At 43.3% G+C, this 17,345-nt stretch carries 17 protein-coding genes; 10 read left to right on the plus strand and 7 right to left on the minus strand.

Going from position 1 to position 17,345, the window contains the following annotated elements; translation table 11 throughout:
• Window positions 1–96: 96 nt before the first annotated feature.
• The 4 genes from U2P89_RS06485 (at window position 97) to folD (ending at window position 4,176) form a co-directional block, all read left to right on the plus strand.
• Window positions 97–438 (plus strand): type II toxin-antitoxin system RelE/ParE family toxin, encoded by a 342-nt coding sequence (locus U2P89_RS06485; RefSeq protein WP_091906627.1) that lies wholly within the window; start codon window positions 97–99, stop codon window positions 436–438.
• Window positions 439–441: 3 nt separating this feature from the next.
• A complete protein-coding gene (locus U2P89_RS06490; RefSeq protein WP_091906625.1) occupies window positions 442–1,551 on the plus strand; it encodes a HigA family addiction module antitoxin in 1,110 nt (369 codons plus the stop codon).
• A 287-nt stretch (window positions 1,552–1,838) separates the two neighbouring features.
• Window positions 1,839–3,164, plus strand: a complete 1,326-nt coding sequence (ffh, locus tag U2P89_RS06495) for a signal recognition particle protein (RefSeq protein ID WP_092027573.1) — start codon at window positions 1,839–1,841, stop codon at window positions 3,162–3,164.
• A 130-nt stretch (window positions 3,165–3,294) separates the two neighbouring features.
• On the plus strand, window positions 3,295–4,176 hold the full coding sequence (gene folD, locus U2P89_RS06500) for a bifunctional methylenetetrahydrofolate dehydrogenase/methenyltetrahydrofolate cyclohydrolase FolD (protein WP_092027627.1): 882 nt from the start codon (window positions 3,295–3,297) through the stop codon (window positions 4,174–4,176).
• 50 nt (window positions 4,177–4,226) lie between these two features.
• Here the strand turns inward: folD and U2P89_RS06505 are convergent, their stop codons facing one another.
• The 3 genes from U2P89_RS06505 to pepT are packed head-to-tail and all read right to left on the minus strand — an operon-like array spanning window position 4,227 to window position 7,586.
• Window positions 4,227–5,225 carry a lysylphosphatidylglycerol synthase domain-containing protein gene (locus U2P89_RS06505; RefSeq protein WP_092027575.1) on the minus strand — a complete coding sequence of 333 codons (999 nt, stop codon included), beginning with the start codon at window positions 5,223–5,225 and terminating at the stop codon, window positions 4,227–4,229.
• A 44-nt stretch (window positions 5,226–5,269) separates the two neighbouring features.
• Entirely contained in the window at window positions 5,270–6,355 is a 1,086-nt protein-coding gene (gcvT, locus tag U2P89_RS06510; protein WP_092027577.1) for a glycine cleavage system aminomethyltransferase GcvT, read from the minus strand.
• Between the two features lies 1 nt (window position 6,356).
• Window positions 6,357–7,586, minus strand: coding sequence for a peptidase T (pepT, locus tag U2P89_RS06515; RefSeq protein ID WP_322190981.1), 1,230 nt, complete (start codon window positions 7,584–7,586; stop codon window positions 6,357–6,359).
• Window positions 7,587–8,274: 688 nt separating this feature from the next.
• Between pepT and U2P89_RS06520 the strand changes: the two genes are divergently transcribed.
• From U2P89_RS06520 to U2P89_RS06540, 5 genes are all read left to right on the plus strand, one after another.
• The gene (locus tag U2P89_RS06520) at window positions 8,275–8,715 is read left to right on the plus strand and encodes a MarR family winged helix-turn-helix transcriptional regulator (RefSeq protein ID WP_092027629.1); all 441 of its coding nucleotides are present in this window, start codon (window positions 8,275–8,277) and stop codon (window positions 8,713–8,715) included.
• Window positions 8,716–8,788: 73 nt separating this feature from the next.
• Window positions 8,789–10,315 (plus strand): TolC family protein, encoded by a 1,527-nt coding sequence (locus U2P89_RS06525; protein WP_092027581.1) that lies wholly within the window; start codon window positions 8,789–8,791, stop codon window positions 10,313–10,315.
• A 120-nt stretch (window positions 10,316–10,435) separates the two neighbouring features.
• Window positions 10,436–11,434 carry an HlyD family secretion protein gene (locus U2P89_RS06530; RefSeq protein WP_092027583.1) on the plus strand — a complete coding sequence of 333 codons (999 nt, stop codon included), beginning with the start codon at window positions 10,436–10,438 and terminating at the stop codon, window positions 11,432–11,434.
• Between the two features lie 13 nt (window positions 11,435–11,447).
• Window positions 11,448–12,665: an ABC transporter permease gene (locus tag U2P89_RS06535; RefSeq protein ID WP_322190982.1), complete on the plus strand. Its 1,218-nt coding sequence runs from the start codon at window positions 11,448–11,450 to the stop codon at window positions 12,663–12,665.
• Entirely contained in the window at window positions 12,649–13,926 is a 1,278-nt protein-coding gene (locus U2P89_RS06540; RefSeq protein ID WP_322190983.1) for an ABC transporter permease, read from the plus strand. The genes U2P89_RS06535 and U2P89_RS06540 overlap by 17 nt, the downstream gene beginning before the upstream one ends.
• On the opposite strand, the gene U2P89_RS06545 is transcribed toward U2P89_RS06540, so the two are convergent.
• The gene (locus tag U2P89_RS06545) at window positions 13,864–14,277 is read right to left on the minus strand and encodes a DoxX family protein (RefSeq protein WP_076929366.1); all 414 of its coding nucleotides are present in this window, start codon (window positions 14,275–14,277) and stop codon (window positions 13,864–13,866) included. The two genes, U2P89_RS06540 and U2P89_RS06545, sit on opposite strands and share 63 nt — an antisense overlap.
• Window positions 14,278–14,416: 139 nt before the next feature.
• Here U2P89_RS06545 and U2P89_RS06550 point away from each other — a divergent pair, with 139 nt between their 5' ends.
• A complete protein-coding gene (locus U2P89_RS06550; RefSeq protein ID WP_416188621.1) occupies window positions 14,417–15,655 on the plus strand; it encodes an anaerobic sulfatase-maturation protein in 1,239 nt (412 codons plus the stop codon).
• Between the two features lie 68 nt (window positions 15,656–15,723).
• Here the strand turns inward: U2P89_RS06550 and U2P89_RS06555 are convergent, their stop codons facing one another.
• From U2P89_RS06555 to U2P89_RS06565, 3 genes are read right to left on the minus strand one after another with little or no spacing between them, the layout of a single operon-like run.
• Complete coding sequence (locus U2P89_RS06555; protein WP_322190984.1) at window positions 15,724–16,185, minus strand: biopolymer transporter ExbD; 462 nt, start codon at window positions 16,183–16,185, stop codon at window positions 15,724–15,726.
• A gap of 2 nt (window positions 16,186–16,187) precedes the next feature.
• Window positions 16,188–16,820 carry a biopolymer transporter ExbD gene (locus tag U2P89_RS06560; protein WP_092027596.1) on the minus strand — a complete coding sequence of 211 codons (633 nt, stop codon included), beginning with the start codon at window positions 16,818–16,820 and terminating at the stop codon, window positions 16,188–16,190.
• Window positions 16,821–16,860: 40 nt separating this feature from the next.
• Entirely contained in the window at window positions 16,861–17,340 is a 480-nt protein-coding gene (locus tag U2P89_RS06565; RefSeq protein WP_139233507.1) for a hypothetical protein, read from the minus strand.
• Between the last annotated feature and the right edge of the window lie 5 nt (window positions 17,341–17,345).

Raw genomic sequence — 17,345 nt, forward strand, 5'->3', positions numbered from 1 at the left:
ATTACTAAGAAACAGATGATATTTTAAACAATACAAGAGCTTTATTTTATTTTTTTAATTCACAGAAAGTGTAAATTATATTTTGAATTTTCAAAAATGAATATTACCTTTGCAGATAAGAAAATTAAAAAATGTGCCAACGATGACCGATTTGCACTCAAAGAGTTTGGCAAAAAAAGGTTTGAAATATTGAAGAAAAGAATGACGGCACTCTTTGTAGTAGAGAACTTGGAAGAATTGAGAGATATGCCAGGCCATTGGCACGAACTAACAGGTAACAGAAAAGGACAATGGGCCTGTAGTTTAGATCAACCTTACCGCTTAATATTTGAGCCTTTAGAAAAACCCATCCCGACCGATGAAGACGGTAAGTATATTTGGATAGAAATAAAAGCGGTCGAAATTATTGAAATTACAGACTATCACAAGGAAGGCTAAATTATGACATCTAAAAATCAATATTATCCGCAAACCATTCTTCACCCGGGTGATACCTTAGAAGAAAAGTTGCAAGAAATGGGTATGAGTATTAAGGAATTTGCTTTACGTACCGACAAACCCGAGAAAACAATTATTGCCATTCTAAAAGGATCAAGTGCCATTACCCCGGAAATGGCCATTAAATTTGAGAATGTGACCAAAATTCCCGCTAATTTTTGGATGAGGCATCAACAACGCTACGATGAGTTTAAAACAAGAGAAAAACTGAAAACCATTGTTACCGAGGCTGCAGACTGGGCAAAAGAGTTTCCCTATACCGAGATGGCAAAACTCAACTGGGTAGCACCTACTCGAAAAATCGAAGAAAAAACCATAAACCTCTTAACTTACTTCGGTGTAGCCACCCAAAAGGGATGGGAAAGCCTATATATGGAATCTGAACTTAAAGTTGCTGCATATACATCATTAAAACACATGCACGAACCACATGCTATTTCGGCTTGGCTTCGACAAGGTGAGTTACAGGCAAAACAAATTAAAGCCCCGGCTTTTAATGTAAAGAAGCTAAAAAGTAATATACCTGCCATACGCAAGTTAATGGTAGAACAGCCTGTAGACTTCTTTAAGCAATTGCAAAAACTTTGTCTACAGGCGGGAGTGGTTTTATTATTTACACCTAAACTTCCTAAAGTACCTTTGAGCGGTTCTACACGATGGATTAATGACAATCCGTTAATTCAACTGACAGCGCGTTATAAACAGAACGACAGGTTCTGGTTTACCTTTTTTCATGAGTTAGGGCACATTGTTTTACATGGCAAAAAATACATTTCACTCGAGAATGTTGACTTTGCCGCTGCCGACCCGGAGAAAGAACAGGAAGCACATGATTTCGCAGTGAAACATACCTTCTCCAAAGAACAGGAAGAAAAATTGTTACGTGCACACCCTACTTCAATTACAGCCGACCAAATTGCAGCTTATGCACAAGAATTTAATACGCACCCAGCTATGATTATTGGACGGTTGCAACATCAGGGTCTTATTCATTACAGTGTAGGGCGTGAATTTATTCTACCTGTTAATTTATCTTCAGAGAACTATGATTGAAAGTTTTCAAAACAAGTACCAGCCCCAAATCGTTGTTCTTCATGCTGAAAATCCAACTACCGACAAAAAGCAAAAATGCCAAGAAAAGTATAAGAGAGATTGGATATAGGCAAAAATTCATGTATTTTTGTACCGCCTAAGCCGAAACAGGTGCGAGTCTGGTAATAGTGCAAACAATGAGTCACTTTCAAATGGTATTCAGGTTCGTTTCTCACCATACTGATTATCTGAATTGAATTGGTATATTGCTTACAATAAAGGCAAAATAAAAACAGTATAAGGATATTATGTTTGAAAATTTAAGTGAAAGACTGGAGAGGTCATTCAAGATACTGAAAGGTCAGGGTAAGATCACCGAGATCAACGTGGCCGAAACATTAAAAGAGGTGCGTCGTGCACTGTTGGATGCCGACGTGAACTATAAAACCGCCAAGGAATTCACCGAAACGGTAAAGGAGAAAGCACTGGGACAAGACGTGCTCAACGCAGTGAAACCCGAGCAGATGATGGTGAAGATCGTCCACGATGAACTTGCCACGCTGATGGGTGGAAGCGCTGCCGAATTCAATATCAAGGGAAATCCCGCCATTATCCTTATGTCCGGTCTGCAGGGATCGGGTAAAACCACCTTCTCAGGCAAACTGGCCAACATGCTTAAAAGCAAGCGGGGAAAAAATCCTTTGTTGGTCGCCGGCGACGTCTACCGTCCCGCCGCTATTGAACAGTTAAAAGTATTGGGCGAACAGATTGGAGTATCGGTTTATGCCGAAGAAGACAACAAGAATCCTGTCAAAATTGCCCAAAACGCTATTCAATATGCCCGTCAGCACGGAAAAGACCTGATCATCATCGACACCGCGGGACGTCTTGCCATCGACGAGGAGATGATGAACGAGATTGAGTCGATCAAGAAAGCGGTCAATCCGCAGGAAATCCTCTTCGTGGTGGATTCTATGACCGGACAGGACGCAGTGAATACCGCCAAAGAGTTCAACCAACGGCTCGATTTCAACGGCGTGGTGCTGACCAAACTCGACGGGGATACCCGGGGCGGCGCTGCATTATCTATCCGCTCGGTAGTAGATAAACCGATTAAATTCGTCGGAACCGGCGAAAAACTGGATGCTATCGACGTATTCCATCCCGAACGTATGGCAGACCGTATCCTCGGCATGGGTGATATTGTCTCGCTCGTAGAGAAGGCACAGGAGCAATACGACGAAGAAGAAGCGCGCCGCCTGCAAAAGAAAATCGCCAAGAACCAGTTTGATTTCAACGATTTCATTGCCCAGATCCAGCAGATCAAGAAGATGGGTAACCTGAAAGATCTGGCATCAATGATCCCGGGAGTAGGCAAACAAATCAAGGACCTGGATATCGACGACGATGCATTCAAGGGTATCGAAGCGATCATCCGTTCCATGACTCCCCAGGAGCGTACCAATCCGGAGATACTGAACGGAAGCCGCCGTGCCCGTATTGCCAAGGGTAGTGGGACCAACGTACAGGAAGTAAACAAACTTCTCAAACAGTTCGATGAGACCCGTAAGATGATGCGTATGATGACCACCGGTGGAGGCCGTCAGGCAATGCGCAATATGAGAAGAAGATAATTCGATATGATGATCTCGACAAACCGGGACGACTTGTTCAGATTTATCGGGAAGTAATGATGATTTAACGATTTAATAATTAATAATCGTCAAATCAATGAATCAACAAATCAGCAAATCAACCAAGGATATGCAATTAATTGACGGAAAAGCGGTAGCCGCACAGATAAAGAAAGAGATCGCCGAAGAGGTGGCGAATATAAAAGCTGCCGGAGGCAAAACACCTCATCTGGCAGCGGTATTGGTCGGCCACGACGGAGGAAGTGAGACCTACGTAGCCAACAAGGTAAAAGCCTGTGAAGAGGTTGGATTCAACTCCACGCTGATCCGTTATGAAGATGATGTCACCGAAGAAAAATTACTTGCCTGTGTAGAGCGGCTGAATAACGATCCCGATATAGATGGATTTATTGTACAATTACCTCTCCCAAAACATATCTCTGAAACAAAAGTCACAGAAGCAATCGATTATCGCAAAGACGTAGATGGGTTCCACCCTGTAAACGTGGGCCGTATGTCACTCGGTATGCCCTGTTTTTTCTCCGCAACCCCTTCCGGTATCGTAGAATTACTAAAGAGATATAAAATAGAGACCAAAGGGAAACATTGCGTGGTATTGGGGCGTAGTAATATTGTCGGTAAGCCGGTATCCATGCTGATGGTGCAGAAAGCTTATCCCGGCGACTGCACCGTCACTGTCTGCCATAGCCGTACTCCCAATATCAAAGAGATCACATTGCAAGCAGATATCATTATCGCGGCATTGGGTGTGCCCGAGTTCCTGAAAGGCGACATGGTAAAAGAAGGTGCCGTGGTGATCGATGTGGGTACTACCCGTGTGCCTAGTGACAGGACCAAATCGGGTTTCAAACTCACCGGTGATGTGCTGTTCGATGAGGTAGCACCCAAGTGCTCCTATATCACTCCCGTTCCCGGCGGCGTGGGCCCTATGACTATCGTGTCACTGTTAAAAAACACCCTTCTGGCAGGAAAGAAAGGGATTTACGGGTAATTATCATTTTTACAAACACTATCGATTCTCGGTTAACAGGTATCATCCATCTATTTACCCCGTTTTACCTGTATCAACAGCAGTCCGGCTAAAGTCCAGAAGAGTTCTCGGATACGCTTGCATAAGCTGGTAAAAATACCCAATGCTACCGGTATTGCGAGAATACGGTATACTAAAGCAAATCCACCTTCTCTCGCCCCCATTTGCATCGGCATAAAGAAAAATAAGTTGGAGAACAACGACTGAATGGATTCGATCAATATACTCTGACTGAAAGAAACCGGCCATCTGATAGCCTGCATAATCAGTATTATCTCCACACAAATAAAAAAACGGGAGAAAATTTCCAATGCAAGAGACAGGACAAAATCTCCCTTACGATTCTTATAGAGATCGGCGATCAAACCATCCATTTGACTGAGTTTCTCCTGATTCTCTCTATAGAAAGCCCTTATCCTTCTCCCTACAAAAGGGAGTTTACCTCCTATCAGCACTGCTCTTTCCACCCCTCCCCGTGTATATATCCTGAATGCCCAGAAAAGGAATAGTAATGATGCTATACTGACCAGGAATATCAACCATTCCAACAAACCGGAAAGCACAGGTACCAGAAAAAGCAGTAATGGAATAGAAATCATCCAAAAGATGAAATGTGAAACAAGATGCATCATTGTGGAGAGCAGTACCGTAGAGGTAGCTTTCTGTATTCCTAATGTACTCTTCAGTTCAATGATCTTGTATGGTTCTCCCCCCATCAATCCAAAAGGAGTGATATAGTTAACGGCAAAACCACTGACAACCAGCTTAAAGAGTCGAAGGAATCCTATCTCCCGGGCTTCTTTACTTCCATCATTGATAATGACATAAAAGGAGTAGGTATTTACAAGATATACAATAATCCACATTCCGATAATTGGCACGAACCACCAACCGGTCTGCTTTATATTAATCAAGATATTGTCAAACCCAGTCTTATAAACCATTATCCCGAGCGCCAATCCACCGAGAAAGAAAAATAGATTTTGGGCTATCTTCGTTTTTTTTACCATAAAGAAATTAGGCGACTTTCCCTCCAGATCAATTGAATCTATCTCTACTTTCTAAAAGGCGGTTTTACGACATTTGCTCTCAGGTTCCGGTTGCGTACTTTTATGTAGACCTCGGTACCCGGTTTCGCAAACTCGGGTTTCACATATCCCATACCGACACCGATCTTCAACACAGGCGACATCGTTCCGGAAGTGACATTGCCGATCACCTCATCCTCTGCGTTTACGATCTCGTACCCATGGCGGGGAATTCCTTTATCTACCAGTTCAAAGCAGCAGAGTTTACGGGATACACCCTCTGCTTTCTCTTTTTCCAGCACCTCACGGCCTACAAAGGGCTTATTATCTGCAAACTTGGTGATCCATCCCAATCCGGCTTGCAATGGCGTAGTCGTATCATCCAGATCATTCCCGTAAAGACAATATCCCATCTCTAACCGTAACGTATCACGTGCACCCAGTCCGACAGGTTTGATACCATATTCGGCACCCGCTTCAAAAATGGCATCCCAGATTTTCTTGCCATATTCGGGATAAAAATAAAGTTCAAATCCTCCGGCACCGGTGTATCCGGTATTGGATATAATCACATTCTCCACCCCGGCGAATGACCCGGTTTCAAAAGCATAGAAAGGAATGGCCGACAGATCATGATCCGTCAGCTTCTGCAGCGTCTCTATAGCCTTGGGGCCCTGGATTGCTAATTGAGCCATATGATCCGAAGCATTCTCCAATTCCGCGCCCATGGTGTTCCATTGTTGGCACCAAGCCCAATCCTTTTCAATATTGGCGGCATTTACCACTAAAAGGTATTTCTCCGGTTCGTAATGGTAGACGATAAAGTCGTCCACTATCCCACCCTCTTCATTCACAAAACAGGTGTATTGCGCTTTTCCTTGTTTTAGCACGGAAACATCGTTACTGGTTACACGCTGTAAAAATTCTAAAGCCTTTGGGCCTTTTGCCCAAAACTCACCCATATGCGATACATCGAATACCCCCACGGAATTCACTACTGTCAAGTGTTCATCTATAATTCCGGAATATTCTATGGGCATATTATATCCTGCAAACTCATGCATCTTGGCTCCCAGCCCGATATGCAAATCTGTAAATGGGGTTGTCTTCATATTATATTTTTTCCTCTCTGGCTACTATTTCGGCTATCTTCACAATCACTTCTGATGCTTTTTTCATGGAAGGAATAGGTAAAAACTCATATTTGCCATGGAAATTCATCCCTCCGGCAAAGATATTGGGACAAGGAAGCCCCATAAATGATAAACGAGCACCGTCGGTTCCCCCACGAATAGGTTTCACATTAGGTTTCACATCCACTTCTTCCATAGCCTGGTAGGCATAATCCACTATGTATTTCACCGGTTCCACTTTCTCTCGCATATTATAATACTGGTCTTTCATCTGCAGTGTAAGCCGGTCGCCATATTTTTTGTTCAACGTTTCCACAGCGCTCTCCATTAACCGCTTACGTTCTTCAAATTTCTCCCGGTCATGATCGCGGATAATAAACGACAGACTGGCTTCCTCTACTGTGCCTCCCAGAGAAATCAGATGGAAAAATCCTTCATAACCTGCTGTATGTTCGGGGCGCTCGCTCTCCGGAAGAAGCGCTATCAATTCGTTGGCCAGATGTAATGCATTGACCATCTTCCCTTTTGCATAGCCAGGATGTACATTTCTTCCTTGTATATCAATCTTGGCCGAAGCGGCATTAAAGTTCTCATACTCCAACTCTCCCACTTCACTTCCATCTATAGTATATGCCCAATCGGCACCGAATTTGGCGACATCGAATTTATCAGCCCCCCGGCCAATCTCCTCATCCGGTGTGAAACCGATGCGGATCTTACCGTGTTCGATTTCAGGATGATCAATCAGATACTGCATAGCGCTCATGATCGCTGCAATACCAGCCTTATCGTCAGCCCCCAACAAGGTAGTTCCATCGGTCACAATGATGTCCTCGCCCATATGATGGAGTAATTCGGGAAAATCGGCAGGCGACAACACTACCTCCTTCGGCTCATTCAATATGATTTCCTTTCCGTCATAATTCTTTACAATTCTCGGATTCACATTCTTGCCGCTCATGTCGGGACTGGTATCGAAATGGGCGATAAAACCGATCACCGGCAGTTTCTTCTGTGTATTGGCCGGCAGAGTGGCCATAAGATAGCAATTATTATCGAGACTCACGTCTGTCAATCCCATCTCTAGCACTTCCTGCTCCACCTCTTTGGCAAGATTGAATTGTTTTTGTGTACTCGGAGTTTGTGTATTGTTCTCATCCGATTGTGTATCGATGCGAGCATACTTTATAAACCTATCTACAATATCCATGATTATTTATGTTTGGTAATATTCTTGCATAGTTAAATCCACACTCACCCTACAAAGATAGTGAAAATCGAGAGCAATCGTGAGAGTTTACTCTCAAAAGATTGCCGAGATGCATCCTATCTTCTTCAAAAATAATGAAAGCCGAGAGAAAAGCCAAGCTTGCTTAGGCTTTTCCGAGGCGCATCTTATATTTTACAAAGATAGTGAAAATCGAGAGCAATCGTGAGAGTTTACTCTCTAAGGATTGCCGAGATGCATCCTATCTTCTTTAAATATAAAAAAAGGGACTGAATAGTAAAAATCAATTTCACCATTTTGTAACTCAAAAAAAAGCTTTATCTTTGCAGTCGGGTAAGTCCTATACGGCCAGCTCCCATTGAATCCCCCAGGTCTTGATCGAAGCAAGGGTATTTGGTTGTAGCGGCGCGATATAGTAAGCTTACCCTTTTTTTATGGTCTATCGCGATCAGACACCAGATAAGGTGACAAACTTTAACAGAGTTTGATCGATATAGAACAAAACAGTATAATCCCTACAGACCGTATCTATTAGCGGTTTTTCCTATCATCCCCATCTTGATAAAAAGTTAAACCAGAATAAATAAGTTTAATTCAAGAACAACTTTCCAATGGAAAACATACCTTTGCAGCCAATTAGTTGTTTATGCAACTAAAAAACAGGAATCCTATGATAAAAGTAACAGAACGTGAAATATTTGAAATTTTATCCGGAAAGATTTCCGGAGCCATCAATCGTACCGTACTGAAGGCTTTTGCACAGGAGGGGCTTGATATCACCACTGAGCAATGGACGGTACTATCCTGCTTATGGGATAAAGACAAGATCATCCAACAGGATATCTGTGATCTCACCCAGAAAGACAAACCGAGCGTAACACGGTTGATAGACAATCTGGAAAAAAAGAAACTGGTCAGACGGGAATCGGATCCAGCTGACCGACGCAACAATCTCATTCACCTCACCCCCCGTGGAGCTACCCTAAAGCAAAAAACAACCGATGTGGTGCATAGCATTGTCAATCATGTACTGGAAGGCATATCGGATAAAGAATTAATTGGAGCTAAAAATGTTTTGCTTCAAATCATGCATAATTTAAGGGAATACTAAACTGGTTTTAGGTTATTGGTGAAATAAATAAGTTCACATTCACACAAATAGTTGTTTAACTAACCATTTAAATATGAAGAAAATATTATTGATTACTTTTTGTATCTGCACCGCTTCTTACATGCAAGCGCAAAAACAGCTTGATTTGGAGGAATGCAGGCAACTGGCGCTGGAAAACAATAAGAGTCTAAAAATAGCTGAGGAGAATGTTCGCGCGGCCCAATCCTTATCAAAAGCAGCCTTTGCGCAGTTCCTACCTAACATTTCGGTCTATGGGTCATACCGGTATAACCAAAAGAACATATCTCTTTTAGGTGAAGATATTCATTTACCTATCGGCGTGCTTGATGCAAGTGGGAATTTCGGGCCGGGTATCGGACCAAGCTCCCGCCCTACCCCCAATGCTGACGGAACATTTACCTTTGATGACTCGGCTATCAATAATAAATTCATCATGGTCGACGGAAAGCCTGTCCCACTAGATGCACAGGGTAATCCGTTCGATCCGGGAAAAAATCCGGAAAACTTACAATGGAAAAACCATGCCCTATTGCCAAAGGATGCGATGGAGTTCGATATGCACAACATCTTCGTAGGAGGGATCAGTTTCGCACAACCGATTTTCATGGGAGGAAAGATTGTCCAACTCAATAAGATTGCAAAATCGAACCAGGCAATTGCTGAAGTACGCGTTCAGGAGAAAGCGGAAGAACTTTTGGTCAATGTCGATGAAGCCTATTGGCGCGTGGTATCACTGGAAAGTAAAGTGCAGTTGGCTAAAGAATACCGCAACCTTGTTTCAGAACTTGACAAAAATATGCGGGCATTGCAGGAAGAGGGACTGGCAACCAAAGCGGATGCACTGAAGATAAAGGTCAAGTTGAACGAAGCAGATGTTTCGCTGACGAAAGCAGAGAACGGATTGAATCTGTCTCGGATGGCATTAAATCAATTATGCGGCTTACCGTTGGAAGAACAGATTGAATTGAAAGATGCCAATTTGAAGGAATCCCTCGATCTGCAGCCAGCCATTTCCATTGAACAGGCATGGGCTAATCGCCCTGAAATCAAAATGCTAACACAGGCGGGCAATATAGCTGAAGCCAACAGCAAGATCATGGTTTCACGCTTCATGCCAACCGTCGCACTCACCGGAGGTTATATCACTACCAACCCTAGCGCATTCAATGGGATTGAGAAGAAATTTAACGGCATGTTTACCGTCGGGGTGACCGCAGTTGTACCGCTGTTCCATTTTGGAGAAAAGGCTCACACACTCAATGCAGCACGGACTCAGGCCGTGATAGCCAAACTCGAACTGGAAGAAGCAAAAGAGAAGATCGAATTGCAAATACATCAAAACAGTTATCGGATTACAGAGAGTCTAAAAAAACAGGAAATGACCCGGAAGAATGTGGAGAATGCCAAAGAGAACCTCTCTTATGCACAGGAAGGTTTTGATGCGGGGGTGATTACCTCTACCGATCTGTTAATGGCGCAAACAGCCTGGTTATCGGCTGAATCGGAATACCTAGATGCTACTGTCGATGTAAAATTAAATAACCTGTACTTGAGGAAATCGACAGGCAATCTTTATTGAAGAAGTTCAAGAAGTGGAGAATTAAGAAATTAGAACTGAGAAGATGGAGGAGGTTAAGTTAGAACTGAGTAATTGGTAATTAGTAATTTGTATTTAGTAATTGAAATAATATATACTGAAATGGAAAAAGAAAAAACAGAAAACATACGCAATCTGAGAATTGCACTGGTAGGACTCGTCACCGTAGTAATCATTCTTTTTATTATCGGGTGGATCATTTATAAACCGGAGCCGGTCGTTATCCAGGGATCTGCCGAGGCAACCGAGGTACGTGTCTCGGGAAAAGTAGCCGGACGTATTCAACAGTTCCTCACAGAAGAAGGACAACGGGTTGAACGTGGAGACACACTGGTATTCATCGATAGTCCCGAAATCTATGCGAAGCTGGTACAAGCTACAGCTGCACAAAACGCTGCAAAGGCACAAGACCGTAAAGCGCAAAAAGGTGCCCGAAGCGAAGTGATCCAGGGCACGTATGAGATGTGGCAAAAGGCAGAGGTAGGCGTAGATATCTCCAAGAAGTCGTACGATCGTGTACAACGTCTTTTTGAAAAAGGAGTCGTCACGGCGCAAAAACGGGATGAAGCCGAAGCCCAATATCAGGCAGCAGTTGCACAAGCCGCTGCAGCCAAATCCCAATACGAGATGGCTAAAAACGGTGCCGAAGCGGAAGACAAGGCCGCTGCACTGGCAATGGTGGACCGTGCACAGGGAGCAGTACAAGAAGTAGAAGCCTACATGAAAGAGATCACCCTTGTCGCTCCTATTTCGGGAGAAGTGACAGAAATATTTCCTAAACAAGGAGAATTGGTCGGTACGGGCGCGCCAATTATGAATATAGTAAACCTGGATGACATCTGGTTCAGTTTCAATGTACGTGAAGACTTATTGAACGACATGAAGAAAGGTGCGGTAATTACCGTAAAGATCCCGGCATTGGATAACCAGGAAGCCAAACTGGAAATTACCTATATAAAGGCGATGGCGTCGTTTGCCACCTGGAAGGCTACAAAAACAACAGGCGATTTCGATCTGAAAACATTTGAAGTCCGTGCCAAACCGGTAAAGCCTATCAAAGACCTTCGCCCGGGAATGACAGCGTTGGTGGTAAGAAATTAATTACCAATGACCAATGACCAATTCAATAATACAACAGACAAGGAATGTGGCTCGTAGGGAATGGAAACGGATGCTGTCGCAACCCGTTTATCTTCTCTCTTCGATATTCGCGATGCTTTTCTGTTACCTCTTCTTCCTGACATTGATGTCGGAAGGGCTACCCCAACAGCTTCCCATAGGGATTGTCGACGGCGACAATTCATCGATGTCACGCACTTTGGAACGGAATATAAATGCATCTCCACAAGTGGAAATCGTGGGTAAATATACCTCATTTACCGAAGCCCGCAAAGATATGCAAGAAGGACGTATTTATGCCATCATCGACATTGCCCCGGGGTTTCAGTCCGACCTGCTTGCCAACCGGCAACCGGCCATCGCCTATTATGTAAATGATGTCTATCTGGTAGCCGGATCACTTGCCTATAAAGATCTGACCTACATCAGCGAACTTATGTCGGGCTTCATCCTGCAGCAATCATTACAGGCAAGGGGAATCACAGGCGAAGAGAATCTGATGCCTATCTTACAACCTATCGCTATCGATACGCATCAGATAGGTAATCCCTACACCAACTACAGTGTCTATCTGTCGAATGTATTACTGCCCGGCGTATTACAGTTGCTGATCATCATGTTTACCATTTATGCCATAGGTATAGAGATGAAACAAAACAGCACACGCGAATGGCTCTCCAAGGGTAATGGATCGATATTGGCAGCGCTTGCCGGAAAGATACTCCCCCATACCGTTCTCTTCACCTTATTGGGATTGACAGGATTATTCCTGCTCTATGGAGTGATGGGATTTCCCATGAACGGCAGCATTGTATGGATGTCACTCTCCATGTTCCTGTTCGTCATGGCACATCAGGCCATTGGCATATTCATTATCGGCCTGTTCCAGCGATTGCGTGATTCCATCAGTGTAGGGGTATTTTACGGGCTATTGAGCTTCTCATTTGCCGGCTTCACATTCCCGATAGAGGCAATGCCCCGTGGCGCACAAATTTTCTCATGGTTTTTTCCCATCCGCTACTATTTCAAGATATATGTAAATGAAGCGCTGAATGGTGCAGATATACGCTATTCACTGATATATTTTGCAGGATTGCTTGCATTTCTGGTATTACCCTTTCTGGTATATACCCGGTTAAGAAGCACCATCGTACAACATGACAGAGAAGAAATAAAAATAAAAAACAGCAGACTCAATGAACAACTCCAATAAATCCAATTTCTTTTCCCGGCTTTTACATGAATTAAGACGGGTTATCTATATAATGTTGGATGAATACCGGATAATCCTGAAAGATTCGGGACTGGCTGTCGTTTTTCTTGGAGCGACACTTATCTATCCAATCCTTTATTCATCCATATATCGTAACGAAACAATCCACGATATGCCTATTGCCGTGATTGATGAATCACAAAGCACCAGGTCACGTGAGTTGATAAGACGGCTCGATGCTACTCCGGACCTAAGCGTGGCATATCAGCTGAATAATCTCGAAGAGGCAAGAGAATCGTTCTATAAGCAAAAAACACATGGGGTAGTATATATCCCGAAAGATTACAGTCAAAAGATCAATCGCAATGAACAAGCTACCGTATCAATCTATTGCGACATGAGCAGTTTTATGTACTACCGCACCATGATGCTGGGAGCAAACCTGGGCATACTCGAAGTAGGAAAGGATATCAAAATAGAGCGGATGAATGCAGCCGGTATCACCGGCAGGTCAGCAGAAATCTCCGCTGCTCCTTTTCGTTATGAAAAGAACATCCTGTTCAACGAGCCTATGGGATTTGCCAGTTTCCTTCTGCCGGTGGTACTTGTCGTGATTATTCATCAAACACTCTTTTTCGGAATCACCATGCTGACCGGATCATTGCGTGAAGAGAAACTGGTGACGATAGATCCCCAATTACGTCAAAAGGGCAAGTTCTTCCCCACCATCTTTGGTAAAACATTGTGTTATTTCAGCATGTATATAGTGATCTGTTCCTATATATTACTGGCTGTACCCCGAATTTTCCAATTGCCTCATATAGGCAATCCGTTGGATATTATCCGGTTTTTCACACCATTCCTTTTGGCTGTCATCTTCTTCTCGATGCTGATTTCAGTATTTATCCGCAACAGGGAAACAACCATGATTATTTTTCCCTTCTTCTCGGTTATACTATTATTCCTAAGCGGATTTTCATGGCCACAATCCAATATGCCATGGCTTTGGAAAACATTTGGGATGATCTTCCCCAGTACATTCGGTATCCAGGGATACTTAAAGATCAATTCAATGGGAGCCGGACTACAACAGGTGCAATTCGAGTATGTTGCTTTGTGGATCCAGACTGCAGTATACTTTCTGGCAACAGTCTTTGCTTATCGTATACAAATACGAACGACCGGTTCTAGTTCTTATCTAAGCAATTTTGGGCAAAAATTTCGCATCAAAGGAGTATTTACCAGCACCGATCAGAATTGACGCAGCAAACACAATCAGCAGATCAAGGGCATGTCCGAATCGCATAAAATCGTCACCCGCAGCCAGATGAGTAGCCAAAGCAACTATCATCGTCCCGGTAAGCATAATAGCAGCCGGACGGAAGAATAGTCCAAGGGCAAAAAGAAGTCCACCAACCGATTCAGCCACGGCTGCTAAAAATCCCCAAAAAGTCGGGGCAAAATTAATGCCGAATATTCCCATACTACTGCCTATAGCTGTCCACATCTCCGTTCCACCGGTAATTTTTGGAAAACCATGCAGAAAAATCGATATACCTATACCGACCCTTAATATTAACCATCCAAACTGTAATAAATTTTCTTTCTTCATATTTTTTAAATTAAAACCAAGACATAAGGATTTGGGATAGGCACCTACTCTCCTACTCTCCCACTTCCCCTCATTTTTTAGCCTTCTAAACCATATAGTGATATAAATTGTTTATCTTTGCTTTATAAATAATATCAATATGTCTACTTTTGCTCCCTTTGCCAAACCGATGTACGTAATGCTCAAACCAGTAGGTTCGAAGTGTAATCTCGATTGTGATTACTGTTACTATCTGGAAAAGGCAATCCTTTATGGCAGGAAAAACCAGGTAATGAGCGAAGAACTTCTCGAACGGTTTATCCAACAATATATCGAATCCCAGACTATGCCTCAGGTAATGTTCACCTGGCATGGAGGTGAAACGCTGATGCGTCCCCTTGCGTTCTATAAAAAAGCAGTAGAGTTACAAAAAAAATATGCGGGCGGACGGCAGATCGATAATTCCATTCAAACTAACGGTACACTACTCAACGACGAATGGTGCGCTTTCTTCAAAGAGAATAATTTCCTGGTGGGAATATCGATCGATGGGCCACAGGATTTCCATGATGAATACCGCCGCGACAAGATGGGTCGGCCCTCATTCCACCGTGTAATGAAGGGAATACAACTCCTGCAGAAACATGGAGTGGGGTTCAACTGCATGGCGGTGGTCAACGATTATAATGTAGATTATCCTTTGGAATTCTACCGGTTCTTCAAAGAGATCGGTTGCCAATTTGTACAATTCACCCCAATTGTGGAGCGCATACGCAAAAACAACCGGGAACTGAAACTGGCTACTGCACAAGAGAAAGAGGAGGAAGTGGAGTTAGCTCCTTTCACCGTGAATGCCGAAAAATGGGGTGATTTCCTCTGTGCCATTTTCGATGAATGGGTAAAACAGGATGTGGGAAAAATGTTTATTCAGATATTCGACTCCACACTTGCCAACTGGGTAGGAGAACAACCGGGAGTATGTACCATGGCCAGGACCTGCGGACACGCGGGTGTTATGGAATTCAACGGGGATGTCTATTCATGCGATCATTTCGTTTTTCCGGAATATAAGTTAGGAAATATTTACAGTAGAACACTCACTTCGATGATGTATTCCGAAGAACAACTGAAATTCGGAAATGACAAATTCGACAAACTTCCGCGACAATGCCGTGAATGTGATATGCTTTTTGCCTGCTATGGCGAGTGTCCCAAGAACAGGTTCATTAAGGATAAATACGGTAATGAAGGATTAAATTACCTTTGTAAAGGATATTACAAGTTTTTCTCCCATGTGGCTCCCTATATGGATTTTATGAAACGTGAACTGCTGGCAAAACGCCCACCTGCCAATGTAATGGAATGGGCACGTAATAAAGGTGGAAAAGTGGGAAGGTGAAAAGGTAGAATGTAAAAAAACCGGATCACTTTGGGTGACCCGGTTTTTCTTAATATTATTTTCAATCATCAGTTGTTCTCTCCCGAGCGGGCGGAATAACTGATCTTTAATGCATAAGCCTGTCTCAACGCCTGCTTTACATCTGTAATGTACTGCATTCGCGTATCTTCATCCGCTTTGATGGAAACAGTCATTAACGGTTGATCCGCTTCATTCATACTGGCCTTTTCCTGTGCGATATAATCCTGGATTTCCGATACTTGAGCGAACCTGTCGTTCAACTGCATCTGTGTACCGGTTCCCAGTCTAGAATCCATAGGAGGACCAATATTAATATAGGTCACCAGTGACTTCTTTTCCAACTTCTGTACTTCCGATGCGGTGGGCACTTTCACTCTAACCAGTAATTCTTCCGAACGCATAGTGGTAGTAACCATAAAGAAGAAAAGAATAGCAAATACAATATCAGGCATAGAAGATGAGTTTAGACCCGGCATCTCCTTCTTTCCACTCTTATTGAATTTTCCCATAATTATTCCCCTCCTCCATAATTTTTTGGTTCCGCCTCAGAGATACGTTGAGGATAGAGCTCGTTGATTTGATTTTTCTGTTCTTCCGTCAACTCTTCGTAAGAGGTATTGAAATATTTCCTGGCTCCCTCTTCCCTCAACTCATTGTATGCCCTTACCACTTCGTTCTGGACAGCGATGTATGCCTTATAACTGGTAGTAGCGTCGTTCTGTATAGAAACCACATGCGAAGCAGTAACAGGCACAATACCTATCGGGGCACCGAAATCCTGTTCCTCCAGTTCGGGCAAATCAGAACTGTTAGACGTATTCAAAACAAACTCTTTCACCTTATCTTTTAATGCAGGCTTTCCTCCTACACCCCTCAACTCATCCTCATTAGCGTACATCTCCACTCCTTGCTGGTTCTGCACCATGGTCTCATTTTGTGCATTTACCAAAACAATCAGCAGATTTCTACGTTGCACGTCCACGGAGGTCTGATCTTCTGACTGTGGCGGCGGCGGTAGCCGGCGCGCCAATCCGGAATCGACGTCCATATTCGAAACAAGCAGGAAGAAGGTCAGCAACAGGAAAGAAATGTCAGCCATTGAACTTGCGTTAAGTGCCGGAACCTTTCTTTGAGATTTTGCCATAAAATTTACCTTTCTTTAATTTGATCTCTCATCGAGTCGATTATTTTCTCCTTTTAAACAGCGGCAAAAGAATCATTGCCAGCAGTGTAAGAGCAAACATGACGTAGGCGCTATAAAGCCACATATCAGTCATCTTCAAAGTCGGGGGGACATTATCTTTACCTTCGTATCCGGGAATATTCAACAGTGTACCGTCTCCGATTACGTAGGAGATTACAAGCAATGCTACCAGACCCACAAGGGTTAAAAGCCCGCCCAATGCTTTTTTAGGACTCTCTTTCAACTGTTTAAAAAACGACACGATAGCAAACAATAAAAGCACTACTACCGTAATAACTAAGAGCACATAAGCCCAGTACAATACAATATCCGTAAACTTAGGCTGGCTCATATCGGCCACAATTTTCTCATGCGCCGATACCTGACCTCCCAGATAAAACAATCCCATCACCACGATTGAGATCACAATCCCAATCATGAGAACCGTTCTGGAAGTTCTGTGTATTTTTGTTACAGCCATAGTTA

The sequence above is a fragment of the Proteiniphilum sp. genome, from assembly GCF_034331125.1.
Classification (GTDB): domain Bacteria; phylum Bacteroidota; class Bacteroidia; order Bacteroidales; family Dysgonomonadaceae; genus Proteiniphilum; species Proteiniphilum saccharofermentans.